Annotated in this window: 22 protein-coding genes and 1 pseudogene; 4 read left to right on the forward strand and 19 right to left on the reverse strand. The window is 73.6% G+C overall.

Translation table 11 applies throughout. The annotated features are described in order from the left end of the window. Nucleotides 1-52: 52 nt before the first annotated feature. Entirely contained in the window at nucleotides 53-1,492 is a 1,440-nt protein-coding gene (locus ACIP5W_RS17605) for a hypothetical protein (protein ID WP_401473620.1), read from the forward strand. 46 nt (nucleotides 1,493-1,538) lie between these two features. Here ACIP5W_RS17605 and gap read toward each other — a convergent pair whose 3' ends face one another. The 3 genes and pseudogenes from gap to ACIP5W_RS17620 all read right to left on the reverse strand — a co-directional run. Continuing rightward, entirely contained in the window at nucleotides 1,539-2,537 is a 999-nt protein-coding gene (gap, locus tag ACIP5W_RS17610) for a type I glyceraldehyde-3-phosphate dehydrogenase (protein ID WP_401473623.1), read from the reverse strand. Between the two features lie 118 nt (nucleotides 2,538-2,655). After that, the gene (locus ACIP5W_RS17615; protein ID WP_401473626.1) at nucleotides 2,656-3,612 is read right to left on the reverse strand and encodes a GlxA family transcriptional regulator; all 957 of its coding nucleotides are present in this window, start codon (nucleotides 3,610-3,612) and stop codon (nucleotides 2,656-2,658) included. A 222-nt stretch (nucleotides 3,613-3,834) separates the two neighbouring features. Continuing rightward, nucleotides 3,835-4,125, reverse strand: a pseudogene (locus ACIP5W_RS17620) (nitrate reductase); the annotation flags it as partial. A gap of 96 nt (nucleotides 4,126-4,221) precedes the next feature. Here ACIP5W_RS17620 and argG point away from each other — a divergent pair. After that, nucleotides 4,222-5,676, forward strand: a complete 1,455-nt coding sequence (argG, locus tag ACIP5W_RS17625; protein WP_401473629.1) for an argininosuccinate synthase — start codon at nucleotides 4,222-4,224, stop codon at nucleotides 5,674-5,676. Nucleotides 5,677-5,887: 211 nt separating this feature from the next. On the opposite strand, the gene ACIP5W_RS17630 is transcribed toward argG, so the two are convergent. The 14 genes from ACIP5W_RS17630 to ACIP5W_RS17695 form a co-directional block, all read right to left on the reverse strand. Further along, the gene (locus ACIP5W_RS17630) at nucleotides 5,888-6,667 is read right to left on the reverse strand and encodes an SDR family NAD(P)-dependent oxidoreductase (RefSeq protein WP_401473632.1); all 780 of its coding nucleotides are present in this window, start codon (nucleotides 6,665-6,667) and stop codon (nucleotides 5,888-5,890) included. A gap of 104 nt (nucleotides 6,668-6,771) precedes the next feature. Next, nucleotides 6,772-7,656 carry an alpha/beta fold hydrolase gene (locus tag ACIP5W_RS17635; RefSeq protein WP_401473635.1) on the reverse strand — a complete coding sequence of 295 codons (885 nt, stop codon included), beginning with the start codon at nucleotides 7,654-7,656 and terminating at the stop codon, nucleotides 6,772-6,774. A 531-nt stretch (nucleotides 7,657-8,187) separates the two neighbouring features. Next, complete coding sequence (locus ACIP5W_RS17640; RefSeq protein WP_401473638.1) at nucleotides 8,188-8,397, reverse strand: hypothetical protein; 210 nt, start codon at nucleotides 8,395-8,397, stop codon at nucleotides 8,188-8,190. 99 nt (nucleotides 8,398-8,496) lie between these two features. Next, a complete protein-coding gene (ssuE, locus tag ACIP5W_RS17645) occupies nucleotides 8,497-9,054 on the reverse strand; it encodes an NADPH-dependent FMN reductase (RefSeq protein WP_401473640.1) in 558 nt (185 codons plus the stop codon). Between the two features lie 59 nt (nucleotides 9,055-9,113). Further along, entirely contained in the window at nucleotides 9,114-9,923 is an 810-nt protein-coding gene (locus ACIP5W_RS17650) for an alpha/beta hydrolase (RefSeq protein WP_401473643.1), read from the reverse strand. Nucleotide 9,924: 1 nt separating this feature from the next. After that, nucleotides 9,925-10,953: an LLM class flavin-dependent oxidoreductase gene (locus tag ACIP5W_RS17655; protein ID WP_401473646.1), complete on the reverse strand. Its 1,029-nt coding sequence runs from the start codon at nucleotides 10,951-10,953 to the stop codon at nucleotides 9,925-9,927. Nucleotides 10,954-11,019: 66 nt separating this feature from the next. After that, nucleotides 11,020-12,354: an LLM class flavin-dependent oxidoreductase gene (locus ACIP5W_RS17660; protein ID WP_401473648.1), complete on the reverse strand. Its 1,335-nt coding sequence runs from the start codon at nucleotides 12,352-12,354 to the stop codon at nucleotides 11,020-11,022. Between the two features lie 24 nt (nucleotides 12,355-12,378). Continuing rightward, nucleotides 12,379-13,257, reverse strand: coding sequence for an ABC transporter ATP-binding protein (locus ACIP5W_RS17665; protein WP_401473651.1), 879 nt, complete (start codon nucleotides 13,255-13,257; stop codon nucleotides 12,379-12,381). Further along, the gene (locus ACIP5W_RS17670) at nucleotides 13,254-14,135 is read right to left on the reverse strand and encodes an ABC transporter ATP-binding protein (RefSeq protein ID WP_401473654.1); all 882 of its coding nucleotides are present in this window, start codon (nucleotides 14,133-14,135) and stop codon (nucleotides 13,254-13,256) included. The genes ACIP5W_RS17665 and ACIP5W_RS17670 overlap by 4 nt, the downstream gene beginning before the upstream one ends. Then, nucleotides 14,132-15,022, reverse strand: a complete 891-nt coding sequence (locus ACIP5W_RS17675) for an ABC transporter permease (protein WP_401473657.1) — start codon at nucleotides 15,020-15,022, stop codon at nucleotides 14,132-14,134. The genes ACIP5W_RS17670 and ACIP5W_RS17675 overlap by 4 nt, the downstream gene beginning before the upstream one ends. A gap of 3 nt (nucleotides 15,023-15,025) precedes the next feature. Next, a complete protein-coding gene (locus tag ACIP5W_RS17680; RefSeq protein WP_401473660.1) occupies nucleotides 15,026-16,054 on the reverse strand; it encodes an ABC transporter permease in 1,029 nt (342 codons plus the stop codon). Nucleotides 16,055-16,129: 75 nt separating this feature from the next. After that, a complete protein-coding gene (locus tag ACIP5W_RS17685; protein WP_401473663.1) occupies nucleotides 16,130-17,701 on the reverse strand; it encodes an ABC transporter substrate-binding protein in 1,572 nt (523 codons plus the stop codon). A 452-nt stretch (nucleotides 17,702-18,153) separates the two neighbouring features. Beyond that, the gene (locus ACIP5W_RS17690; RefSeq protein WP_401473666.1) at nucleotides 18,154-19,092 is read right to left on the reverse strand and encodes a DsbA family protein; all 939 of its coding nucleotides are present in this window, start codon (nucleotides 19,090-19,092) and stop codon (nucleotides 18,154-18,156) included. Further along, on the reverse strand, nucleotides 19,089-19,523 hold the full coding sequence (locus tag ACIP5W_RS17695; RefSeq protein ID WP_401473669.1) for an RrF2 family transcriptional regulator: 435 nt from the start codon (nucleotides 19,521-19,523) through the stop codon (nucleotides 19,089-19,091). Before ACIP5W_RS17695 ends, ACIP5W_RS17690 begins: the two co-directional genes overlap by 4 nt. Nucleotides 19,524-19,661: 138 nt before the next feature. Between ACIP5W_RS17695 and ACIP5W_RS17700 the strand changes: the two genes are divergently transcribed. Beyond that, complete coding sequence (locus ACIP5W_RS17700) at nucleotides 19,662-20,171, forward strand: cupin domain-containing protein (protein WP_401473672.1); 510 nt, start codon at nucleotides 19,662-19,664, stop codon at nucleotides 20,169-20,171. 21 nt (nucleotides 20,172-20,192) lie between these two features. Here ACIP5W_RS17700 and ACIP5W_RS17705 read toward each other — a convergent pair whose 3' ends face one another. Then, a complete protein-coding gene (locus ACIP5W_RS17705) occupies nucleotides 20,193-21,623 on the reverse strand; it encodes a 3-hydroxybutyrate oligomer hydrolase family protein (protein ID WP_401473675.1) in 1,431 nt (476 codons plus the stop codon). A gap of 241 nt (nucleotides 21,624-21,864) precedes the next feature. Continuing rightward, the gene (locus ACIP5W_RS17710) at nucleotides 21,865-23,328 is read right to left on the reverse strand and encodes a PHB depolymerase family esterase (protein WP_401473678.1); all 1,464 of its coding nucleotides are present in this window, start codon (nucleotides 23,326-23,328) and stop codon (nucleotides 21,865-21,867) included. Nucleotides 23,329-23,615: 287 nt separating this feature from the next. Here ACIP5W_RS17710 and ACIP5W_RS17715 point away from each other — a divergent pair, with 287 nt between their 5' ends. After that, nucleotides 23,616-24,113, forward strand: coding sequence for a peptidylprolyl isomerase (locus tag ACIP5W_RS17715; protein ID WP_401473681.1), 498 nt, complete (start codon nucleotides 23,616-23,618; stop codon nucleotides 24,111-24,113). Nucleotides 24,114-24,451: the final 338 nt, after the last annotated feature.

The following is a 24,451-nucleotide window of genomic DNA, read 5'->3' on the forward strand; positions in this document are numbered from 1 at the left end:
CGTCCGGCGCCGCGGGCGGCCCGGCGCGGGCCCCGCGGCCTAGCGTTCCGGTGTGACCCGCACCCCGCGCTCCACCCGGCCCCGCACCCCGCACGCAAGCTCCGGCTCCGGCTCCGGCTCCGGCAGCGTGCGCCTCGATCTGTACGTCGTGGGGGCGGCCGTCCTGCTGGTGGCGGCGGCCGTGCTGATCGGCCGTCACATCCAGCGCAGCCGCCACACCCTGTTCGTCGACTGGCCGCCGTTGCTGGCGAGCTGGGGGCCTCACGTGGGCCCGGGCACTCCGGCGGCGATCGTCCTGGCGGTGGCCTGCGTGGCGTACGGCCCCGCCGTGGCGGCCCGCCTGCCCTGGCGGGCGCTGCTCGCGGCGGCCTGGGGCACGGCGACGGCGTGGATCCTCTCGCTCGCCCTGGTCGACGGCTGGGGGCGGGGCGTCGCCGGCCGGCTCACCACGCGCCACGAGTACCTGCGGGTCGTCGACCGCTTCGCCGACATCCCGGCCGCGCTGCGCGGCTTCGACGGGCACATCCTCATCGACGCGCCCGACAACTGGCCCGCCCACGTCGCCGGTCACCCCCCGGCCGCCACGCTCACCTTCGTACTGCTCGACCGGGCCGGTCTGCAGGGCGGGGGCTGGGCCGGGGCCTGGTGCGTCACGGTCGGCGCGACGGCCTGCGTGGCCGTGCTGGTGGCGGTGCGGGCCCTGGCGGGCGAGGAACTCGCGCGGCGGGCGGCCCCGTTCCTCGTGGTGGCGCCGGCGGCGGTGTGGATGGGCACGTCGGCCGACGCGTACTTCGCGGCCGTCGCCGCCTGGTCCGTGACCCTGCTGGTCCTCGCCGTCACCGCCCGGTCGGCCCGGCGTTCGATCGGACGGGCGGCCGGTTCCGGCCTGCTGTTCGGCCTGACCTGCTATCTCTCCTACGGCCTCACCCTGTTCGCCGTCGTCGGCGCGGCGGTGCTGCTGCTGGGCCGGCGGCGCGTGCGGGAGCGTCCCGCGGCACTCCTCCTGCCACTGCTCGCCGGGTTCGCGGTGGTGCCGGCGGTGTTCACGCTCGCCGGGTTCGACTGGTGGGAGGCGTACCGCCTGCTCGTGACCCGTTACCGCCAGGGCGCGGGCGGGGTCCGACCCTACGGCTACTGGGTGTGGGCCAACCTCGCCTGCACCGTCCTCGTCGTCGGCCCGGCCTCGGCGGCGGGCCTGGGACGGGCCGGTGGGGTGCTGCTGCGGCACCCGCGCGCGGTTCTCACCGCCCCCGGCGCCCCGGAACCTCCCGGCGCCGCGGCGCGACTGTCGCTCCTGGCGGCGTCGGCGTTCCTGGCGCTGCTGGCGGCCGACCTGTCCGGCATGAGCAAGGCGGAGACGGAGCGCATCTGGCTGCCGTTCGCGCTGTGGCTGCTCCCGGCCTGCGCGTTCCTGCCCCGTCCGCGTGGCTGGCAGGCCGCCCAGGCGGTCCTGGCCCTGCTGCTCAACCACCTGCTGAGGACAGGCTGGTGACGCGGGCCAGGACCCGCCGGCGAAGGCGCGGGACGAGCGTGGCCGGTCAGCCGGCGGCGAGGAGTCCGAGCGTGTCGATGACGCGGTTCGAGAAGCCCCACTCGTTGTCGTACCAGGCGACGACCTTGATGTGGCGGCCGTCGACACGGGTGAGGGCCGAGTCGAAGATCGACGAGGCCGGGTTGCCGACGATGTCGGCCGACACGAGCGCGTCCTCGGAGTACTCCAGGACCCCGGCGAGGGGGCCTTCGGCGGCGGCGCGGTAGGCCGCCAGCACCTCGTCGCGGGTCACGTCGCGGGCCACGGTCGTGTTGAGTTCGACGATCGAGCCCACCGGGACGGGCACGCGGATCGAGTCGCCCGACAGCTTGCCCTCGAGGTTCGGCAGGACCAGGCCGATCGCCTTGGCGGCGCCCGTGGTGGTCGGCACGATGTTGACACCGGCGGCGCGGGCGCGGCGCGGGTCGCGGTGCGGGCCGTCCTGGAGGTTCTGCTCCTGGGTGTAGGCGTGCACGGTGGTCATGAAGCCGTGCTCGATGCCCGCGAGGTCGTCGAGGACCGCGGCCAGCGGCGCGAGCGCGTTGGTGGTGCAGGAGGCGTTCGAGACGATCGTGTGCAGGTCCGCGTCGTACGCGTCGGTGTTGACGCCGAACGCGAGCGTGACGTCGGCGCCGTCGGAGGGCGCGCTGACGAGCACCTTCCTCGCGCCCGCGTCGAGGTGGGCGCGCGCGGCCTTCGCCGACGTGAAGCGGCCGGTCGCCTCCAGCACGATGTCGACGCCCAGCTCGGCCCAGGGCAGCCGGGCCGGCTCGCGCTCGGCGAGCACCTTGATGCGGCGGCCGTCGACGACGAGGGTGTCCCCTTCGGCGCTCACCGGGCGGCCGAGGCGGCCGGACGTCGAGTCGAAGGCGAGCAGCCGGGCGAGGGCGGCGGGCTCGGTGAGGTCGTTGACGGCGACGACCTCGAGGCCGGTGTCGCGTTCCAGCAGCGCACGCAGCACGTTGCGTCCGATACGGCCGAATCCGTTGATGGCGATGCGAGTCATGTGTGGTGTCCCTTCCGTTCGCTCCCCCAGGTTCGCGCGCCGTCCCGGGGCCGGACAGCGGCGAGAACGCCACGGTTCGAAAGGATCGCGCCAGCCCTGGGGAGGCTCGGTCGGGTCGCTAACCGCCCTGGGTGAAGGTGCGCCGGTACTCGCTCGGGGTGGTGCCGAGGATGCGCTGGAAGTGCGTCCGCAGATTGGCGCCGGTGCCGAGGCCGACGTCGGCGGCGATCTGCTCGACGCTCCGTTCGGACCGTTCGAGCAGTTCCCGGGCCGCGTCGATACGGGCGCGCATCACCCACTGCATGGGCGTGTATCCGGTGTCCTCGACGAATCGCCGCGAGAAGGTGCGGGGCGAGACCGCCGCGTGGCGGGCGAGCACCGTCAGGGTGAGGGCGGCGTCGAGGCGGCGCAGTGCCCATTCGCGGGTGGCGGCGAACCGCTCGCCGAGCGGCTCGGGCACACTGCGCGGCACGTACTGCGCCTGGCCGCCGCTGCGGTAGGGGGCCGCGACGAGGCGCCGGGCGGTGTGGTTGGACGCGGCCACCCCGAGGTCGCCGCGCAGGATGTGCAGGCACAGGTCGATGCCGGAGGCGGCGCCGGCCGAGGTCAGCACGCTGCCCTCGTCGACGAAGAGGACGTTCTCGTCGACCCGCACCAGCGGGTGCCGGGCCGCCAGGGCCCGGGTGTAGTGCCAGTGCGTGGTGGCGCGCCTGCCGTCGAGGAGGCCGGTGGCGGCGAGCGCGAAGGCGCCCGTGGAGATGGCGGCGAGGCGGGCGCCGAGGCCGTGGGCGGTGACCAGCGCGTCCACGACGGCCGGCGGGGGGTCGTCGCGGTCGGGGAAGCGGTAGCCGGGGATGAAGACGATGTCGGCCCAGGTGAGGGCGTCGAGCCCGTCCGCGACGTGGTAGGAGAGACCGTCGCCGCCGGTCACCGGCCCCGGCGCCGCGCCGCAGACCCGTACCTCGTACGGCATGCTCGCCCGCGTCGTGAACACCTGTGCGGGAATGCCCACGTCCAGCGGTTTCGCCCCTTCGAGAACGAGGACGGCGACACGACGGAGACGGGGGGCCTGCACGAGGCCAGGTTACCGGGCGGGGACCGGCGGCCCGCTCGCACTCCCGCCGGGCAGCGGGTGTGCCCTGCTGCCCGGCCGTCGCCGCCTCACGGACTTGTCAGGACCTGGGGCGAGAAGATCTTGATCATGGTGTTGGTCCAGCGCATCTGCCGCAGGGTCTGCGGGTGGCACACGGCGGTCAGGGCGAGGAGGCCGTCGTCGCGGCCGGCCTGTGCGGCCGGTGACGATCCGGTCCGGCGCGGTGTCCCGGTCGCACTCGACGAGGCGTCCGTCGCGGCGGATCAGCGGGGTGGTCAGCCGGTCCGGGGAGGCGTTGGCCCGCCGGCCGAAGAGGTCCTTCGGCCCCAGCCGCCCGTGGCCGACCCGGTCGTCCGCCCTGCCGCGCACGCCGACCGTGCGGCCGTCCAGCACCGTGATGTCCATGGCGTCGCCGTCGGAGTGCAGGATCGTCGCCGCCCGCACCCACCGCGCCGGACCCGCGCCGGATCGACGTCCGACGCCGGGGCCGGGCACTGATCCGGCGCCGTACCGACGGGTCCGGCGCGGCGCCGCGCACCGGTGCGAACAACCGCCTTTGCATGATCATGCGAGATGCTGCATACTCTTCCTATGTCCAAGGTCCTCACCTCCCTTCCCGCCGGCGAGCGCGTCGGCATCGCCTTCTCGGGCGGCCTCGACACGTCCGTCGCGGTCGCGTGGATGCGCGACAAGGGCGCCGTCCCCTGCACCTACACCGCCGACATCGGCCAGTACGACGAGCCCGACATCGCGTCGGTGCCCGGCCGTGCCAAGACGTACGGCGCCGAGGTCGCGCGTCTCGTCGACTGCCGCGCGGCGCTGGTCGAGGAGGGCCTGGCCGCACTCACCTGCGGGGCGTTCCACATCCGCTCCGGCGGGCGCGCCTACTTCAACACGACGCCCCTCGGCCGCGCGGTCACGGGCACCCTGCTGGTCCGGGCGATGCTCGAGGACGACGTCCAGATCTGGGGCGACGGCTCGACGTTCAAGGGCAACGACATCGAGCGGTTCTACCGGTACGGGCTGCTCGCCAACCCGCACCTGCGGATCTACAAGCCCTGGCTGGACGCGGACTTCGTGACCGAGCTGGGGGGCCGCAAGGAGATGTCGGAGTGGCTGGTCGCCCACGACCTGCCCTACCGCGACAGCACGGAGAAGGCGTACTCCACCGACGCCAACATCTGGGGCGCCACCCACGAGGCCAAGACCCTGGAGCACCTCGACACGGGCGTGGAGACCGTGGAGCCGATCATGGGCGTGCGGTTCTGGGACCCGTCGGTCGAGATCCCCACCGAGGACGTGACCATCGGCTTCGACCAGGGCCGCCCGGTGACGATCAACGGCAAGGAGTTCGCCTCCGCCGTGGACCTGGTGATCGAGGCGAACGCCATCGGCGGCCGGCACGGCCTCGGCATGTCGGACCAGATCGAGAACCGGATCATCGAGGCCAAGAGCCGCGGCATCTACGAGGCCCCCGGCATGGCCCTGCTGCACGCGGCGTACGAACGCCTCGTCAACGCCATCCACAACGAGGACACCCTCGCCCAGTACCACACCGAGGGCCGCCGGCTGGGCCGCCTGATGTACGAGGGCCGCTGGCTGGACCCGCAGGCGCTGATGATCCGGGAATCGCTGCAGCGGTGGGTCGGCTCGGCGGTCACCGGCCAGGTCACCCTGCGGCTGCGGCGCGGTGAGGACTACTCGATCCTCGACACCACGGGCCCGGCGTTCAGCTACCACCCGGACAAGCTGTCGATGGAGCGCACCGAGGACTCCGCGTTCGGTCCGGTGGACCGGATCGGCCAGCTCACCATGCGCAACCTGGACATCGCCGACTCGCGCGCCAAGCTGGAGCAGTACGTCGGACTCGGTCTGATCGGCACCGGCAGCCCGGCCATCGGTGCCGCGCAGGCGGCCGCGACCGGCCTCATCGGCACCATGCCGGAGATGCCGCAGGGCGGCGCCGAGGCCATCGCCTCGCGCGGCGAGGTCACCGGGGACGACGAGCTGCTGGACCGCGCCGCCATGGAGTTCGGCACGGACTGACGTCCCGGCACGCGAAGGGCGGTCCGGCACCCGTGGGTGCGGGACCGCCCTTCGCGTTCGTCCCGTGCCGCCGCAGCGCCGGCGGGCACCGGGCCACCGGGCCACCGGGCCACCGGGCCACCGGGCCACCGGGCCACCGGGCCACCGGGCCACCGGGCCACCGGGCCACCGGGCCACCGGGCGGGAACGAGCCGGTCCCGTGGCCGGATGCTCAGTGGACGGAGAAGCCGCCGTCCACGAAGAGCGACTGGCCGGTGACATAACCGGAGGAGCGGCCGGCCAGGAACACGGCGGCCCCGGCGAAGTCCTCGGCCAGCCCGTTGCGGCCGACCATCGTGCGCGCGGCCAGCGCCGCCACCTTCTCCGGGTCGGAGGACAGCCGTGCGTTCAGCGGCGTCATGACGAACCCGGGCACCAGCGTGTTGCAGGTGACGCCGTGCGGCGACCACGCCTCGGCCTGGGAGCGGGCCAGCGACTCCAGCGCCCCCTTGGAGACGCCGTAGGCGCCGCTGTCGGCGAACGCCCGGTGGGCCTGCTGGGAGGTGACGTGGATGATCCGCCCGTAGCCCCGCTCGGCCATGCCGGGTCCGAACCGCCGCCCCAGCAGGTGGGGGGCCTCCAGGTTCACCGCCATCGTCGCGTCCCACACGTCGTCGTCCAGCTCGCCCAGGGGCGGACGCAGGTTGATCCCGGCGCTGTTGACGAGGATGTCGGGCTCGCCGAACAGCGCGACGGCCCGCTCCGCCGCCGTACGCACCCCGTCGCGGGTGCTCAGGTCGGCGGCCACCCGTCCCGCGCGGCAGCCGTCCGCCGTCAGCTCGTCGACGGTGGCGGCGAGTTCCCGTTCCTTGCGCGCCACGACGACCACGCTCGCCCCCGCTCGCGCGAGCGCCCCGGCGATGCCCCTGCCGATGCCGGAGCTGCCGCCCGTGACCAGGGCGGTCAGGCCGTCCAGCGAGAACATGTCGAAGAGGTGGTCGCGCGAGGTCATGACCGCACCCTAGACGCCCGGTGCGCGGCGGCCGGGCCCAGGGGGCGACGCGGTGGCCGACCGCCGCCTCCCGGTACCGGCACGGAGCGGGAGGCGGCGGCGCGTCAGACCGCGGCCGCGTCGGCGGGGTGCTCCAGGAAGCTCAGGTAGGGCAGGTCCGTCAAGGGCTCGCCGGTGCAGAACCGGACGACGAGGTCGGCGTGGGCGACGTCCTGTTCCAGGGTGAACATGTGGTCGGCGTCGCGGAACGTCGCGAACGGGGCACGCAGTTCGCGGGCCAGCCGCCGTCCCTGGGCCGGGGTGGTGAGGTGGTCCTGCTCGCCCGTGTAGACCACGGCGGGAACATCGAGCGGGATCGGCTCGTACCACTCGTGCAGCAGCATCCGGGCGTTGTGGTCGCAGGCCTTGGCGAGGTCCTGGCCGCTCTGGGTGCGGAACTGGTGGCTGAGCATCCGCCAGACGGCCGAGTGCCGCGGGATGCGGCGGTCGGGCGGCTTCATGAACGTCGCCAGCAGGCTGTCGGCGAGTTCGTCGCGCCGGTCCTCCGCGACCATCGCCCGCCAGCGCGGGATCATGCCGAGATAGGGCTGCGGCAGCCGTCCGGTCATCGCGCCGAGCAGCAGCCGGGACACGTGCCGGGGGTACCGCTGGGCACAGCGCAGGGCGATCGCGCCGCCGTAGCAGGTGCCGAGCAGGTTCGCGTCGCGGAGGTCGAGTTCGACGAGCAGGTGGCGCAGGGCGGCGGCGAGGAAGTCGTACCCGTGGGCGGCCGGGAGCGGGTCGGCCGCGCCGAAGCCGGGGAGTTCGACGGTCACCAGTGAGGCGTGTCCGAGCAGCAGTTTCTCGTAGTTGGCCCAGGAACCGCGGTCCTGCATCATGCCGCCGATCACGACGAGCGGCCCGGTGACCGGGGCGGGCGCCTCGGCCACCCGGCAGAAGTAGGTGAACCCCTCGAACTGCAGCCGGTGTTCACGCCTGCGCCCGGTCATCGGCGGCTCCGTCCGGCCGTCGGGCCGCGGTCGTGACGAGCACGGGACCACGAGCTCGCACGGTCGCTCGGCGTCGGCGGGGCAGCTGCGGTGAGGGCATGTTCCATGGGAGGTTCAACGCCCGCTCGGCCCTGTTTGTCACGCTCGCCGGTGGGGCGACTTCTCCCCGGGGACCCGGGCGGGCAGATGCGGCACCGGCTGCGGACGGGTTCACCGACGGACCGGCCGACGACCACGGGTGTGAGGGAGGCCTCGTGCAACCGTCGAGCCGTTCCACGAGCCTTCTCCGGCAGAACGGGGGATCCTGGTCATCCACCTCAAAACGTTCCGCGGGGGAACACGCGGGGGGGAACACATGGAACCGACTCGCCGCCACGACCACCACCGCACCGGGACCCGCACGCGCCTCGGCGTGGCCGCCTCCCTTGTCGCGCTGTCCGCGACGACCGTGCTCGGCACCGCCGGGGCGTCGGCCGCCGGCACCGCCGCGCCGCAGGCACGGCAGCTGGCCTCCTCGGTGCTCGGCGGTGACTACAGGATCACCCTGACCGCCCTGCGCTCGGCCGAGGACGGGTACGCCGCGTCCGTGCGCCTCCAGGTGTACACGCCCATCGGCGGCGCCTGGAAGGAGACCGACCGCGTCACCGTGGGTGATGCGGACGGCTGGTTCTGGTACCCGCTCACCGGCAGGGGCGCCGTCTGCGAGTTCTCGACGGCGAGCACCGAGCCCGCACCACTCACGGTGAGCCTGCTCCTGACCCCGTCCCTCGGCTGCTCCGACCCCGCGCACTACGTGGTGAAGGACGGCCGGGTGTTCGCGGGCCGAACCGGCCTCCCCGCTCAGGCGCTCCGGGCCAGTGCGCCCGTGCGGCCGCCCAGCAGGGCCGAGAAGCGGTCGGTGACCTCCGCCAGAGCCCCGTCGGCCTGCGGGGCGACGGTCAGCGTGCCGTCCTCACCGACGGTCAGGTCCCGGTCGAGGGTGAACCAGCCCGGCACGACGTGCGCGGCTCCCATGGAGCTGAGGACCGGGCGCAGGGCGTGGTCCAGGGCCAGGACATGGGCCGTGCTGCCGCCGGTGGCCAGCGGCAGCACGGTCCTGCCGCTCAGCGCGTACTGCGGAAGGAGGTCGAGCAGCGCCTTCAGCAGCCCCGAGTAGGCGGCCTTGTGGACGGGGGTGGCGATCACCACGCCGTCCGCCCGCTCGAACACGGCGGCCGCCTCGACGATCGTCGGGTGCCCGGAGTCGGCGCCGAGCAGCGCCTGGGCGGGCAGCGTGCGCACGTGCAGCGAGGTGACGTCGTGCCCCTGCCCGCGAAGCCGGTCGTCCAGGTGACGGACCAGGCGTGCGGTGCGGGAGGTCACTGAGGGGCTGCCGGAGACGGACAGGATGGTGGCCATGCGGGGACCTTCCGGATCGGAGGTGCGGGACGGGATGCCGGCGGTGCCAAAGGACGCGGTCACCAGGCGCTGGACTCGACCGCGACCTGCGGTACGAGGTCGTTGCGCAGGGTCTCCAGGAAGGTGACGACCTCGGCCGCGACGGAGCGGTGCTGGAGGTCGTTCAGGACGTCGTGGCGGGCGCCGCGGACGACGGCGAGCCGGGCCCGGTCCAGCGACTTCGCGGTGTGCGCGAGGGCGTCGCGGTCCGCGAGGGGGTCGGTGTCACCGACGAGCAGCAGGGCGGGCACGGGCACTTCGCCGTCGTGGGCCGCCGTGAGCAGCGCCTGCGGTACCGCGTCGTGGAGCGCGCCCCGCCGCAGTCCGGGGTCCGCGGTGAGCGTGGTGCGGTGGGTGGGGCAGGAGGTGCGGACATCGAGTTCGTCGTCCCAGGTGCCGGAGGTGGTCGTCGCGCGGCCCGGGAGCCCGGCGAGGACGACGGCGTCGGCGGGCGGGACGGCGGATCCCGTGCCGCCGGGCAGCGCGGCGATCGCGGCGGCACCGGTGTCGGCGCCCACGAGGACGACGGGGCGGGCGGGGCCGTCGTCGCCGGCCGTGCCGTCGACGGCCTCGGCGAGCCCGGCGCCGAAGCGGGCCAGGGCGACGGCGAGGTCGCCGTCGTCGAGTTGCGGGGCGTCGACCACGCGGACGCGGTAGGCGTCGGCCGCGAGCCGGCGGCCGAAGCGGTCGTAGGTGGCGCGGGTCTCGCCCCGGCCGGGCACCACGACGACCGTGCCGCGCACGAGCAGGCCCTCGGGACCGAAGTGGTCGGTGTAGCCGGCGCGTGCGGCGCTTTCGGCGGGCGCCAGGTGCTGCGTGTGCTCGGTCATCTCATGCTCCTGCGGGCGGGGTCGGGGCCGCGGGCTTCCAGCCCAGGGCGGGTGCCACCTCGGTGGCGATCAGCTCCAGAGCGCGGATCGCGGCGTCGAGGTCGGGCACGGCGGGGTTGAACTGGGTGATGAGGTCGGTCGCGAGGGGCAGGGTCTTCTCCTGGCGCAGTGCCGTCACGATCTCCTCCGGGGAGCCGTGGAAGGCGTGGAACCGGCGCAGTGCCTCCTCGGTGTCCAGGCCCTGGGGGAAGGCTCCGCCCCCGGCCATGCGCAGCGCGGCCCGGTGGACGTCGTCGGCGATGTGCCGCAGCGCCGTACGCCGGTCCTTGGCGGGGAAGACGAAGCGGGACAGGCCGATGCGGGGGCGGCGGGGTTGGTCCCAGGCGGCGAGGAACGCCTCCGCCCAGGGACGCTGGACCTCGTCGGTCGGAGCGTCGTGTCCGTACGCGGCCCGGTTGAGCAGCAGGTGGGAGCCGGCCGTCGCGGCGTGGACCGCTCCCTCGGCGCTGAAGACACCCTGCCAGACGCGGTCGGTGAAGTCGCCGGGCCGGGGCTGGATCCGGAAACCCGGGGTGCGGACCTCCTCGTGGGCCAGGGCTCGGCGCAGGACCGCGAGGTGTTCGCTCGTCAGCTCGCGCTTGCGGGCGGCGTCCTGGCCGAACACGGCGTACTCCAGGCTGCTGGAGCCGCTGCCGACGCCGATCTCGACCCGGCCGCCGCTGAGGGTGTCGACGGTGGCGATGTCCTCGGCGAGGCGGACCGGGTCCTCCAGGGGCAGCACGGTGACGGCGGTGCCGAGGCGGATGCGGGTGGTCCGGGCCGCCGCGTGGGCGAGGAAGGGCCACGGTGCGGACAGCCCACCCCCGCCGAGGGGTTCGTGGTGCTGGGCGACCCAGCCGGTGTCGAAGCCGAGTTCGTCGGCGGCGACGAGGAGTTCCTGGGCGTTGCGGTAGGTGCGGGCCACGTCGTCGTCGCGGCCCTGGACATGGGTGAGGAAGCCGAGCCGGAAGCCCGGTGTGCCGGTGGTCATGGGGTGGACGGCCTTTCGGTCGGGCGCTCTGCCCTGCTGCCGCGCTCGTGGCGGGGAGCGGGGGTGTCAGCCGTGCGCACGGTCGCGGGTGTGCCGGTTGACGGGGATCGGCAGACCGAGGTTGCCGCGCAGGGTGTCGGCCTCGTACTCGGTGCGGAACAGTCCGCGCTTCTGCAGGAGCGGGACCACGCCGTCGACGAAGAGGTCGAGTTCGTCGGTGGTGCGGAAGGCGAGGTTGATGCCGTCGAAGGTGCCGGCCTCGAACCACCGCTCGACGGCGTCGGCGACGGTCTCCGGGGCTCCGACGAACGGTGAGCGGCGGAACTCGTTCGCCTGCTCGGCGACCTGACGCAGAGTGAGGTTCTCGGTCCTGGCCCGTTCGATGATGTTCGTCGCCGCCGTGCGGCCGCCCTTCTCGGCGAGGTGGGCGACGTCGGGGAACGGCGCGTCCAGGTCGTGGCCGCCGAAGTCGTAGGCGCCGAAGGAGCGGCCCAGGAGGGCGAGATTGCGTTCGAGGTCGTTGTCCTCCTCGAAGATCTCCCGCTCGCGGCGCCGGGCCGCCTCGTCCGTGCCGGCGACGACGGGGCCGCCGTGGATGAAGATCTTGACGTGCTCGGGGTCGCGGCCGTAGGAGGCCGTGCGCCGCTTGATGTCGGCGTAGTACTCCCGTGCCTGGTCGAGGGAGCCGCCGGGGGCGTAGATGCCCTCGGCGACCCGCGCGGCCAGGTCGCGGCCCTCCTCGGAGACCCCTGCCTGGAAGATCACCGGCTGGCCCTGCGGGGAGCGGGAGAGGTTGAGCGGGCCCGCCACCTTGAAGTGCTCGCCGACGTGGTGGAGTTCGTGCAGCTTCGACGGGTCGAGGAAGACGTCGCGCTCGACGTCGGCCGGGAAGGCGTCGTCCTCGTAGGAGTCCCACAGCCCGCGGGCGACCTCCACGAACTCCAGGGCCCGGCCGTAGCGGGTGGCGTAGTCGAGGTGCTCGTCGAGCCCGAAGTTCCTCGAGGTCCCGGTGTCGAAGCTGGTCACCACGTTCCAGCCGGCCCGGCCGCCGCTGATGTGGTCGAGGGAGGCGAAGCGGCGGGCGAGGTTGAAGGGCGAGTTGTACGTCGAACTCGCGGTGCCGACCAGCCCGATGTGCCGGGTGTGGGTGGCGACCGCCGACAACAGGGTGAGCGGTTCGAGGCGGTTGAGGTAGTGGGCGGGGTAGGTGGCGTTGATGAACTGGCTGTCGACGATGAACAGGGCGTCGAACAGGGCGTGTTCGGCGGCCTGGGCCTGGCGGATGTAGTAGTCGATGTCGATGCTGGCGTTCTTCGCGACGCGCGGGTCCTTCCACAGACCGTGCTGGCCGGGGCCGCCGACGCCGTACGGGTGGAGCGCGAGGTGGATCTTGCGGGACATGGTGTTTCCTGTCTGTGAAGGGACTCAGCCGTGCAGCAGGGCGCGCAGGGCCGCGCGTTCGGCGCGGTCCGCCGAGGCGGTGTGCAGGGTGGGCGCGGAGCTGACGAGGAGGCGGGTGTAGGGGTGCCGTGGCGCGCCGACGACCTGGCGGGCCGGGCCGGACTCGACCAGCTCGCCCCGGTACAGCACCGCCACGCGGTCGGCGATCCCGGCGACCGAGCCGAGGTCGTGGGAGATGAAGACGAGGGCGACTCCGGCGGCGCGCAGTTCTTTGAGGATCTCCAGGATCTGGACCCGGTTGGCGGAGTCCAGGGCGCTGACCGGCTCGTCGAGGATGACCAGGCGTGGCTCGGTGATCAGCGCGCGGGCCACGGCGACCCGTTGGCGCTGGCCCCCGGAGAGCTGACCGGGGAGCCGGTCGAGGAGGTCCTCGGTGAGGTGGACGCGGGTGAGGAGGACGCGGGCCCGGGCGGCGGCCTCCTGGCGGGACACGCCCTGGACGAGCAGCGGTTCGGTGAGGGAGTCCTCGACGGTGAGGTCGGGGTCGAGGCTGCGCAGGGGGTCCTGGAAGACGTACTGGACGACACCGCGCCGGCGCAGGGCACGCCACCGGCGGGGGCCGTGGGTGGTGGTCTCCTCCCCGTCGACGACGATCGATCCGGCCGACGGGCGGACGAGGCCGAGGACGGCGCGGGCCAGCGTGGACTTGCCCGAGCCGGTCTCTCCGATGACACCCACCGTCTCGCCGGGCGCGACGCTCAGCGAGACGCCCCGCAGGGCGTGCCGGCCACGTCGGCGCGAGCCGTAGCGGACGTCGAGGCCGGTGACGCGCAGCACGGGCCGGGGCTCCCCGGTGGGCCGGGGCTCCCCGGTGGGCCGGGCGTCGGGTGTCCGGCTGGTCACGATGCCTCCTTGGCGGTGAGGAACCTGTCGAGGCCGTACTGCTCGTGCTCGTCGACGAGGAGCCGGGTGTAGGCGTGCCGCGGTTCGTGCAGGACGGAACGGGTGGGTCCTTGTTCGACGACCTCGCCCCGGCGCATGACGAGGACCTCGTCGCACAGCTGGGCGACGACGGCCAGGTCGTGGGAGACGAGGACGAGCGCCAGACCGAGCCGGTCGCGCAGGTCGGCGAGGAGGTCGAGGATCTCGGCCTGCACGGTGACGTCGAGTGCCGTGGTGGCCTCGTCGGCGATGAGGATCCGTGGGTCGGCGGCGACGGCGGCCGCGATGAGGACGCGCTGGAGCATGCCTCCGGACAGTTCGTGGGGGTACTGGCCGTAGACCAGTTCGGGGTCGCGCAGGTGCACCGCCCGCAGCAGTTCCAGGGTCCGGTGGCGTGCCGCGCGCCGGTTCGCCCCCTTCTTGACCCGGACGACCTCGGCGATCTGTGCGCCCACCCTGATCGAGGGGTTGAGGTAGGACGCCGGGTCCTGGAAGACGGCGCTGATGGTGGCGCCGCGCAGGGCGGTCCAGCGCTGCGGGGTGAGGGTGGCGATGTCGGTGCCGTCGAGGGCGATCGAGCCCCCGGTGACCTCGATGTGCTCGGGGAGGATGCCCAGGGCGGCGCGGCAGGTGAGCGTCTTGCCGCTGCCGGACTCGCCGACGATGCAGACGGCCTTGCCGGGGGTGAGCGTGAAGGTCACTCCGTGGACGATCTCGCGGTCGCCGGTCCGGTCGCCGATACGCACGTCACGGACGGCCAGCAGGGGCGGGCGGTCCTCTGCGGCGAAGGCGTCGGCCCGGGTGTCCTGGGGGGCCAGCTCGTCGGACAGGGTCGTCATCGGGCGCCTCCGGCGGGAGCGGGGTCGGGCGGGTCGAAACGGTCGGCGCGGGCCCCGCGCCGGTCGGTCAGGGCGCGTCCCGCCTCGCCGGAGACGTCACGGACGGCGTCGGCGAGCAGGTTGCTCGCCCAGACCGTGGCCATGATCAGCAGGGCGGGGACGACGGGCGCCCAGGGCCGGTGGCTCAGGTAGCCGAGGTCGGAGGCGAGCAGGCCGCCCCAGGTGGGTTCGGGCGGCTGGACGCCGATGCCGAGGAACGTCAGGCTCGAGACGATGACGAAGCCGACGCCGACGGTCTGCGCGAGGGCAACCGCGATCGGCGGGAGGACCTTGACCCAGACGTGCCGGCGGATCACCATGCCGAGGGAGGCGCCGGAGATCAGTGCGGCCTCGACGTAACTCGAGCGGGCCACGGCGAGCGTGGCGGCGCGCGACACCCGGTAGAACAGCGGTGACACCAGGACGCCCGTGACGAGCATGGCCTGGGTGAGGCCGTTGCCGAGCAGGGCGATCACGGCGACCGCGAACAGCAGGAACGGCAGCGCGACCAGGGTGTCGGCCAGCCGCAGGGTGATCCACTCGAAGACCCGGCCCAGGTAGACCGACAGGATGCCGGGGACGGTGCCGACGACCAGGGCCGTCAGGGCCACCTCGAGGGAGCCGAGCACGCTGACGCGGGAGCCGTCGAGGAGGCGGCTCAGCACGTCGCGGCCGAGGTGGTCGGTGCCGAGCCAGTGGGCGCCCGAAGCGCCGGCGAGGGTGTTCTCGCTGGTGGCCAAGGGGTCGTGAGGGGCGATCAGCGGGCCGAGGACGGCCAGCAGGGCGATCACGGCGAGGACGGTGACGGCGAACCGGCCGGCCGTCAGCGCGAGGACGCGGCGCACCATGGTTCACATGCCTCTCTGTGCGGCCGGCGTGACGCGTGCCAGCACCAGGTTGACGACGAGGTTGAAGGCGACGACCAGGACGATCGACACCACGAGGACTCCTTGGACCGCGGGTACGTCGCCGGCCTGGGCGGAGTCGTTGGCGAACCGGCCGAAGCCCTGCAGGCCGAAGATCCACTCGGTGACCACGGAGGCGCCGACCAGCGCGGGGAACTTCAGCCCCAGGGTGGCGAGCGTCGGCCCGAGTCCGTTGCGCAGCACGTGGCCGAAGAAGATCCGGCGTGGGCCCAGTCCCCGCACCACCGCGCCGGTCACGTAGTTCTCGCGGTAGGCCGCGACGAGGCCGCCGCGCAGCTGGCGGGCCACGTCGGCGATGACGTCGCAGCTCAGGGCGAGCGCCGGCAGGGTGATGTGCGCGAGCCAGGGGCCGAACCCCTGGTCGGCGGGGACGTACCCGGCGGACGGGAAGAGGTGCAGGCCGACGGCGAACACGGTGACCAGCAGGATGCCGACGACGAACGCGGGCATCACCGAGACCACCGTGACGAAGGCGGTGACGGCCCGGTCGATCCAGGTGGTGCGGCGCAGCGCGGCGATCGTGCCGAGGAGGAATCCGACGACGACGCCGATGACCAGCGCGAACGTCGCGACCGAAAGGCTCACGCCGAGGCCGAGGACGATGAGGGTGGAGATGTCGGCGCCGTTGGTCCAGCTCGTGCCCAGCTGCCCGTGCAGGACGTTGCCGAGCCAGTCCCCGTACTGGACCAGGAAGGGCCGGTCCAGGCCCCATTGGGCCTCGACCCTGGCGATCGCCTCGGGTGTGGCCTCCTCGCCCAGCTGGATCCGCGCGGGACTCAGTCCGCTCAGCGAGCGCAGTGCGAACGTCACGAACGTGGCGACGAGGAACACGGGCACGAAGATCGCGACCGACCGGGCGAGGGTGACCAGGACACGGCCCAGCGTGTGCCGTGTCCTGGTCGCGGCGCCCCCGCGGCGGCGGGCGGGCGCGGCCTCTCCCAGGGATGTCGTCATGGGGGTGCCCCCTCTCTCTGTGTGGGTGGGTGGACGAACCGGTGTGGGTGGGTTTTCGTGCGGGTGGACGGAGGCTCAGCTGCCGTCGATGGTCACGCCGGTCCAGTCGATGTGGGCGGGGTTCTTCGGCAGGTCCGAGATCGACCTGCTCTTGGCGATGAGGTTGGGCGAGGAGTGGGTGAAGACGAGTGCCCTGCTCTGCAGGCCGGCCCGGGTGGCCGCCTGGAGGACCGTCGCGTAGTCCGGGGCGTCCAGCGGGGTCTGACGGACCTTCGCGACGGCCGCCTCGAAGCCGGCCGGTTCGTAGGGGGAGCTGAGGTTGAGCGGGCCGTTGGGGCCGAAGTGGGCGGTGAGGGTCTGGGCCGCGGAGTCACGTCCGGTGGTGCCGTAGAGGGAGAAGGTGAGGTCCTTGGCGAAGAACGGGGTGGCCCAGTTCTTGTCGATCTTGATGGTGACGTTGATGCCGACCTTCGCCAGCTGCGACTGGACGATCTCGGCCTGGGGGTCCTCGGCGGGGATGACGAGGTCGAGCTTGATGTCACCGGCCTCGTAGCCGGCCTCGGCGAGGAGCTTCTTCGACTTCGCCGGGTCGTAGGGGTAGGCGTTCTCCGATTGAGGGTCGTAGGCCACGTACCCCTTGGGGAAGGGCTGGTCGGTCGCCTCGCCGTAGCCGAAGGTCAGCTTGTCGACGAACTCCTGACGGTCGATCGCGTGGCGTACGGCGTCGACGACCTTGTCGTTGTCGAAGGGCGCCTTGTTGATGTTGAGGCTGAGGTTGGAGGCGTTGAAGCCGGGCTGGACGAAGACGTCGAGGCCCGCCTTCTCGGCGGCGTCGGCCTGACTGGGGTCGATGTCGGCGAAGTTGTAGACGCCGGTCTGCAGGCCGGAGACGACGGTGGAGGCGTCGGGGGCCGAGGTCAGTTCGACGTTGTCGATGTGGATGTTCTTCGCGTCCCAGTAGTCGGGATTCTTCTTCAGGACCGCCTTGGTGCCCGGTACGAGCTGTGTGACGACGAAGGGTCCGGCGCCGACCGGGGCCTGATCCAGCTTCTCGGGCGACTTCGCCGCCTTGGGGCTGGCGACCTGGAGGACGCGCTGGCCGAACAGCTGCGGGATCTGGTGGTCGACCTGGGTGAGGTGGACGACCGCGTCCAGCCCCTTGGCCTCGACGGACTTGACGGAGGTGAGGTCGCCGAAGAGGGCGGAGTTCTTCTGCTCCTTGGCGCGTTCCACGGCCGCCTTGACCGCCGCGGCGTCGACCGGTTCGCCGTCGCTGAACTTCAGGCCGGGCCGCAGGTGGAAGGTGATCTCGTCGCCCTTGTCGTTGTACCGCCAGCTCTCGGCGAGATCCGGCACCGCGTTGCCGGTCTCGTCGGTGCGCGTCAACGAGGCGTAGACGAGGGAAAGTTCGCGGAACTGTGCGCCGCTGCCGCTGACCACCGGGTCCCAGTGGGCCGGGAAGTAGGAGGACGTCCACTTCAGGGTGGCCGGGGCGCCCGCGCCGGACGCCTCACCGCCGCAGGCGCCGAGGGCGGGGACGAGCACGGTGAGGAGGGCGGTTCCCAGGGCGGCGGCGCGCAGCCGGCCGGTCCGTCGGGCGGGCCGCAGGGGCAGTCCGGGGCGGCGGGGTGTGATTCGTCCGGGCATGTCTGTCTTTCTCTGCTGGTCCCGGCCCGTCGGGCGATGGCGGACGGGCCGGGAGACAAGGGGGTGCCGAGCACCCCGCGGGGCGGGGCGGCCGGATCACCGGGGCTGTGGCACGAGCGTGGGCAGGGCGCGCTCGGGGAAGGGGGTGGCACCGGCTACGCGAAGCGGACCGGGACACGGGGAAGGGGAGACCGTACGGCGCGGGACGACGGCGTGCGGAGGCGCGGGCGGCCCTGCCGAAGGCGGGGACCGCGGGAAGCGGTCAGGCGCCGGCGGGCCGTGGGCGGCGGGCGGTCAGCGACAGAGAGCGCTGGAGGTGCGCCGCAGGTCCACGTAGCGGCACACCACACCGGGGTGCGTCGTGAGCATGTCCACATCCTGGGGGCAGCCGTCGACGGCTGTCAATGGACACCATTTGGTGTCTCATTCGCTGGACGGTGGCCGACCGCAGCTCAGCGGCCTGCGGCAGTCGGCGCGGTGAGCGCCGGGTGGACGGCCGCCTCGTCGGGGTGGAGCCACAGCGGGCCGTTCCCGGTGTCGACCCGGACCGCGTGCGACGGCGGCTCGGCGCAGCCCGTCAGCAGCTCCAACTCCGTTTCGCTCAGGCTCCGGTAGTGCTCCAGTGCCGCTGCCGGGGAGAGCGGGCCGGGGACGTTCACCACGCCCGGGCACAGCTCCTCCAGGGCGGTCGCGTACGCGTCGAAGGGCCGCAGGCCCGGCACCGCGCAACAGTGTCCGCCGGCCCGCACGAGCACCGTCGGCAGGGCATAGCGGTACTCCCCGTCGGGGGTCTCCTTGGCCGCGCCGGGATGCGGTGATCCGCCCGGCGGGGAGAAGACGTCGGCCACGGGACGACGGGCCTCGGCACGGTCGGCGCGGATCCGCTCCAGCACCGGGCCGGACGCGGCGTCGGCCGCCAGCCGCCCCGCGTCCAGGCCCGGCACCCCGCGTACGGAGGCCAGCGCGATACCGATGGTGTCCGCCGGTTCGCCCCGCACGAAGACGCTCTCGCGCAGCCGTCGCAGCACCCGCTCCGCCACGTCGGCGCCCTGGGCCTCGGCGGCCGCGGCGACGAGCGAGGACGGCCGGGAGCCGGCCGCGACCCGGCTGAGCCGTACCGCGCGGGGCGCCCGGGTGTGGGCGCTGATCTCCTCAACGTAGCGGGCGTACCAGGCCGTCTCGGCCGCCGGGTCGGGCGGCGGGTCGTCGTCGTGGTCGAAGAGGCCGGCGAACACCCGCCGCACGCGCACGGATCCGGGCAGGGACGCCCGCAGCTTGCGGAACACGGGCTCCGACCCCCAGGCCCAGGGGCACAGCGGGTCGGTGTACTCCACCACCTCCACCCCCTCCACCCCCTCGACGGGCTCGGGCGGGCCGGGGACGCCCGTCACGCGGCGTCGCTCCGGGCCTGCCGCGCAGCGGGCCCGGCGGGCAGCATGGAGGCCAGCGTGAGGGCGCCCAGCAGCGCGGTCGCGTCGGCCTCGACCTGCCGCCAGACTCCGGGCAGCCGCCCGGCGGGGCCGGGATAGCCGAGCCCGGCGAGCGGCTCGCCGCGCAGGGTGATCACCTCGCCGTCGACGGCGCGCACCACGTCCAGGAGGGAGATCTCCCCGGCGGGCCTGCCGAGCCAGTAACCGCCTTCGCAGCCCCGCTGGCTGCGCACCAGGCCGGCCCGGCGCAGTTCGCCCACCACGGACTTCAGGAAGCGGAACGGGATCTCCTGGGAGGAGGCGATGGCCTCACAGGTGAGCGGACGGGACGGATCGCATGCGAGTTCGAGCAGGGCCCGTGCGGCGTAGTCCGCCTTCGCGGAGATATGCATGCGCCCATCATGCCCGAGGACGGTCCGCCGACGGGCGGATCCGCCGGTTCACCTTCCGCATTGCGGCAACATTGCCGCAGGTGAAGCCCAATGGATACCTCTTGACATCCTTTTCGGCCGGGTCCTAGCGTCCCCGCCATGAGCGAGCCGCTGACCACCCCCGGCGGGGGATTCCACCCGCACCTGCACGACGACACCCCGCAGGGCCCGGTGCAGCCGCTGCACACGCGTCTGCACCACATCCGCGCCGACTCCCTCGACGGCGGCACCGCGCAGACCGGCGGCATGCGCCGGTTCGCCGCCGTCAGCGGCAGAGCCGTCGGGTCGGAGAAACTGTGGATGGGGCAGACCCACGTGGCCCCCGCGACCTCCTCCTCCGACCACCACCACGGCGCGTCCGAGACCGCGATCTACGTGGTCGGCGGCCACCCCGAGTTCGTGTTCCTCGACGACTCGGGCGAGGGGCCCCGGGAGGTGAGGCTGCGCACGGCACCGGGCGACTACGTCTTCGTGCCCCCGTTCGTGCCGCACCGGGAGGAGAACCCCGATCCCTCGGAGGAGGCCGTGGTGGTCATCGCCCGCAGCACCCAGGAGGCGATCGTGGTCAACCTGCCCCGGCTGTACGCCATCTCGCCGGAGCAGGCCTGACCGCCGCGGCCGGCGGCGCGGTCAGCCGGTGAGGGGGCAGTCCCTGAGCAGGGTGGCCGGGTCGGCGTCCGCGGGGCGGGCGACGGTGCGGCTCGCGGGCGGGCGGTGACCGGTGGCGAGCCAGGTCTCCAGTGCGGTGAAGGCCGAGCGGTGGCAGGGCAGCAGGGGGCGCAGCCGGTCGGGGAAGCCGTCGACCAGGGCGTCGGTGTGCGTGCCGTCCTCGATGCGGTAGTAGCGCAGCAGGCCGCCGCGTCCCGCCTGCCGGACCATCCGGGCGTACACGTCGGAGTCCCGGCTGATGGGCAGCAGGACGTCCAGGGTGCCGTGGAGCGTGATCAGCGGCTTGCCGATGCGGCCGGTCAGCGCGACGCGGTCGACCGCCGCGTGCACGTCGGCGGGACGGGCCGGGTAGTCGTAGTCGGCGTCGCAGCCCGGAACCGAACCCGGGGCGCAGTACGGCGTGCCGGCCTCGACGGGGCCGTCGAAGGCGGGGTCGAACTCCTCGCGGTGGACGCGCTGGGTCAGGTCCCAGTAGACCTGGTGGTGGAACGGCCACAGGAACTCCGAGCCGGCCGGGAAACCCGCCCGGTGCAGTTCCGTCCGCGCCTGTTCGGCGGCGGGGCCGCCGGCGGCGTGGACGGGGTAATGGCGCAGGGCCGACGGCAGGAACGTGAACAGGTTGGGCCCCTCGGAGCGCCAGAGCGTGCCCTCCCAGTCCACTCCCCCGTCGTACAGCTCCGGGTGGTTCTCCAACTGCCAGCGGACCAGATAGCCGCCGTTGGACATGCCGGTGGCGAGGGTGCGGGTGGGCGGCCGGTGGTAGCGCCGGGTCACCACCGTGCGGGCGGCGCGGGTGAGCTGGGTGAGGCGGGCGTTCCATTCGGCGACGGCGTCGCCGGGGCGGGCGCCGTCGCGGTGGAAGGCGAGCCCGGTGTTGCCCTTGTCGGTGGCGGCGTAGGCGTAGCCGCGGGCGAGCACCCAGTCGGCGACGGCCCGGTCGTTGGCGTACTGCTCCCGGTTGCCGGGGGTGCCGGCCACGACGAGGCCGCCGTTCCACCGGTCGGGCAGCCGGACGACGAACTGGGCGTCGTGGTGCCAGCCGTGGTTGGTGTTGGTGGTCGAGGTGTCGGGGAAGTAGCCGTCGATCTGGATCCCCGGCACCCCGGTGGGGACGGTCAGGTCCTTCGGGGTCAGTCCGGCCCAGTCGGCCGGGTCGGTGTGCCCGGAGGCGACGGTTCCGGCCGTGGTCAGCTCGGCCAGGCAGTCCGCCTGCTGGTGCGCGGCGCCCGGTACCCGCAGACGGGAGAGGTTCGCGCAGTGACCGCCGGCGGTGCCGGGGGCCGGACCGGCGTCCGCGGGTGAGGGCAGCAGGGCCGCGGCCGCGGCCAGGGCGACGGCGCCGAGGACGGCACGCCGTCTCGTCGGCGGGGCGGCGGTGGGGAGCGGAGCCATGAACGACCTCCAGCGGCAGCGGACTTGACGGCTGGAGGCTAGGCGGCGACGGAGGGTGCCGGACATGTGTGCGCCCGCCATGCTCACCGCCTGCTTCGAGTGGGCTGCCCCCATGCCAGGCCCGCACCGGTCACGCCAGGCCGGCCCACGCCGGTCACGCCCCGTCAGGCCCGCGCCGGCCACTGCTGACGCCGTGCGCGGCTGCCGGTCCGTGGACGGCGCCGGCAGCCGCGCCCCGGGGTCAGGGGCAGACGGTGTCGGCGACGGTGAAGTGGCCGACGGGCGACTCCTTCAGGGTGTGGGTGACGAAGGTGTTGTACAGGCCCATGTTCTGACCGGAGCCCTTGGCGTAGGTGTAGCCGCCGGCGGTCGTGGCACGACCCGCCTGGACGTGGGCGTGGTTGCTCGACGTCCAGCACGCTGCGGTGGCACCCGTGGTCCGCGCGGTGACCGCGGCGGACAGGGCTCCCGTGCCGCCGTCGGCGTCGCGGGCGGCGACGGCGTAGGTGTGGGTCGAGCCGGGCAACAGGCCGGTGTCGGTGTACGACGTCGAGGTGGTCGTGGCGACCGGCGCACCGTCGCGGTGGAGGACGTAACCGGCGGCACCGTCGACCGGGTTCCAGCTCAGGGTGACGCCGGTGTCGGTGGCACCGGTCGCGGCCAGGGCGGTCGGGGCGGGCAGCGAACCGGGCGGCGGGGCGGACTCCGCCAGCCCGAAGAAGCCGGCGATCCAGTAGCTGGAGCAGATCGAGTCCAGGAAGTAGGGGGCGCCGGTGCTGCCGCACTGTTCGGCGCCGCTGCCGGGATCGACCGGCGTGCCGTGCCCGATGCCGGGCACCCGGTTCACCTCGACGGCCACCGAACCGTCCGCCGCCGCGTACTCCTCGTGCCGTGTCCCGTCGGGTCCGATCGGCGAGGTGCGGCTCGGCACCTGGGACAGTCCGTGCAGCGCGGTCCACTGGTCGCGCAGTTCGTCGGCGTTGCGCGGCGCGACGGTGGTGTCCTGGTCGCCGTGCCAGACGGCCAGGCGCGGCCACGGGCCGGTCCACGAGGGGTGGGCGTCGCGGACCCGCTGTGCCCACTGGGCCGGGGTCAGGTCGGCACCGGGGTTCATGCAGGTGTAGGGGCCGGTGTCCTTGGTGCAGTCGTACGGCAGCCCGGCGACGACCGCGCCGGCGCGGAAGACGTCCGGGTAGGTGGCGAGCATCACCGACGTCATGGCGCCGCCGGCGGACAGACCGGTGACGTGGATCCGGCGGGGGTCCGCGCCGTAGGCGGAGACGGCGTGCGCGGCCATCTGCCTGATCGAGGCCGCTTCGCCCTGGCCCCTGCGGTTGTCGGTGGTCTGGAACCAGTTGAAGCACTTGTTCGGGTTGTTCGAGGACGTGGTCTCGGCGAGGACGACCAGGAAGCCGTACCGGTCGGCGAGCCGGGGCAGCCCCGAGTTGTCGGCGTAGCCCTGGGCGTTCTGGGTGCAGCCGTGCAGCGCGATCACCACGGCGGGGTTCGCGGTCGGGGACGCGGGCCGGTAGACGTACATGGTCAGCTGACCGGGGTTGGCGCCGAAGTCGGTGACCTTGCTCAGGCCGACGGCGGCGTGGGCGGCCGGCGCGGGGCCGGCCAGGGCGGCGACGAGCGCCAGGGCCATGGCGGCCAGGAAGCGGGACAGCGGTGCGACGGCTCTGCGCAGTGACGGTTGCTGCATGGCGGCTCCCTCGGTGACCTGGGGGGACACCGGTCCGCTGAGCGGTCCGGTGTCCGGCACCGTAGGGGTCGTACGACGGGCAACGGTATGGCCGCGGGCACCACAGCCTGCCGGGCACCGGGCGCATCCGGACGGGTTGCGCCGCCCGACTACGGCTGCTAGGCCCTGCCGGCCGGGCGGCCCGGGGACGCCCGGCGGGGCCCCGGCGCGCGCCTGTGCCGGCCCGTACTCCCCGACACGTGGGGGCTGGATTCGGCAGCGGTCGCCGGAACGTGCAGGATGGGGGCATGACGACCAAGGTCTATTTCGACATCACCATCAATGACGAGCCCGCCGGGCGCATCACCTTCAACCTGTTCGACGACGTCGTGCCGAAGACCGCGGAGAACTTCCGCGCGCTGGCCACCGGCGAGAAGGGCTTCGGCTACGCCGGCTCCTCCTTCCACCGCGTGATCCCCTCCTTCATGCTCCAGGGCGGCGACTTCACGCGCGGCAACGGCACGGGCGGCAAGAGCATCTACGGCGAGAAGTTCGCCGACGAGAACTTCACCCTCAAGCACGACCGGCCCGGCCTGCTGTCCATGGCCAACGCCGGTCCGAACACCAACGGCTCGCAGTTCTTCATCACCACGGTCGTGACCGGCTGGCTGGACGGCAAGCACGTGGTGTTCGGCGAGGTCGCCGACGACACGAGCATGGAGCTCGTGCGGAAGATCGAGTCCCTCGGCTCGCAGAGCGGCACCACCTCCGCGAAGATCACCATCGCGGCCTCCGGCCAGCTCTGATCCGGTGCCCCCTGGGCCGTCCCACGGTCGGGCGGCCCATACGGGGCCCGTCACGTTCCGCGGACACCCGCGCGCGGGCACGTCCCGCCCGGGTGTCCGGGCGGGACGTGCCCGCGGGGGTTCGTCCCTGCGGGGTCGCGGAGTGTGCCGCGTACGCGGTCGCGGCCCACGGCCCATGGCCGTGGGCCGTGGCCGTGGGCCGTGGCCGTGGGCCGTGGCCGTGGGCCGTGGGCCGTGGCCGTGGGCCGTGGGCCGTGGCCGTGGGCCGTGGCCGTGGGTCACTCCCGGATTTGTCCCGTGCGCGCGCCGGACCTGTGCCAGACCGACGGGGACGTCCG

The organism is Streptomyces sp. NPDC088766, from assembly GCF_044750845.1.
In the GTDB taxonomy this organism is placed as follows: Bacteria; Actinomycetota; Actinomycetes; order Streptomycetales; family Streptomycetaceae; genus Streptomyces.

What these genes read in the sequence shown, in the direction of transcription:
- gap (WP_401473623.1), bottom strand. Translation starts at nt 2,537, where the DNA reads ATGACTCGCATCGCCATCAACGGATTCGGCCGTATCGGACGCAACGTG.
- argG (WP_401473629.1), top strand. Translation starts at nt 4,222, where the DNA reads ATGTCCAAGGTCCTCACCTCCCTTCCCGCCGGCGAGCGCGTCGGCATC.
- ACIP5W_RS17630 (WP_401473632.1), bottom strand. Translation starts at nt 6,667, where the DNA reads ATGACCTCGCGCGACCACCTCTTCGACATGTTCTCGCTGGACGGCCTG.
- ACIP5W_RS17635 (WP_401473635.1), bottom strand. Translation starts at nt 7,656, where the DNA reads ATGACCGGGCGCAGGCGTGAACACCGGCTGCAGTTCGAGGGGTTCACC.
- ssuE (WP_401473640.1), bottom strand. Translation starts at nt 9,054, where the DNA reads ATGGCCACCATCCTGTCCGTCTCCGGCAGCCCCTCAGTGACCTCCCGC.
- ACIP5W_RS17650 (WP_401473643.1), bottom strand. Translation starts at nt 9,923, where the DNA reads ATGACCGAGCACACGCAGCACCTGGCGCCCGCCGAAAGCGCCGCACGC.
- ACIP5W_RS17655 (WP_401473646.1), bottom strand. Translation starts at nt 10,953, where the DNA reads ATGACCACCGGCACACCGGGCTTCCGGCTCGGCTTCCTCACCCATGTC.
- ACIP5W_RS17660 (WP_401473648.1), bottom strand. Translation starts at nt 12,354, where the DNA reads ATGTCCCGCAAGATCCACCTCGCGCTCCACCCGTACGGCGTCGGCGGC.
- ACIP5W_RS17670 (WP_401473654.1), bottom strand. Translation starts at nt 14,135, where the DNA reads ATGACGACCCTGTCCGACGAGCTGGCCCCCCAGGACACCCGGGCCGAC.
- ACIP5W_RS17675 (WP_401473657.1), bottom strand. Translation starts at nt 15,022, where the DNA reads ATGGTGCGCCGCGTCCTCGCGCTGACGGCCGGCCGGTTCGCCGTCACC.
- ACIP5W_RS17680 (WP_401473660.1), bottom strand. Translation starts at nt 16,054, where the DNA reads ATGACGACATCCCTGGGAGAGGCCGCGCCCGCCCGCCGCCGCGGGGGC.
- ACIP5W_RS17685 (WP_401473663.1), bottom strand. Translation starts at nt 17,701, where the DNA reads ATGCCCGGACGAATCACACCCCGCCGCCCCGGACTGCCCCTGCGGCCC.
- ACIP5W_RS17695 (WP_401473669.1), bottom strand. Translation starts at nt 19,523, where the DNA reads ATGCATATCTCCGCGAAGGCGGACTACGCCGCACGGGCCCTGCTCGAA.
- ACIP5W_RS17700 (WP_401473672.1), top strand. Translation starts at nt 19,662, where the DNA reads ATGAGCGAGCCGCTGACCACCCCCGGCGGGGGATTCCACCCGCACCTG.
- ACIP5W_RS17705 (WP_401473675.1), bottom strand. Translation starts at nt 21,623, where the DNA reads ATGGCTCCGCTCCCCACCGCCGCCCCGCCGACGAGACGGCGTGCCGTC.
- ACIP5W_RS17710 (WP_401473678.1), bottom strand. Translation starts at nt 23,328, where the DNA reads ATGCAGCAACCGTCACTGCGCAGAGCCGTCGCACCGCTGTCCCGCTTC.
- ACIP5W_RS17715 (WP_401473681.1), top strand. Translation starts at nt 23,616, where the DNA reads ATGACGACCAAGGTCTATTTCGACATCACCATCAATGACGAGCCCGCC.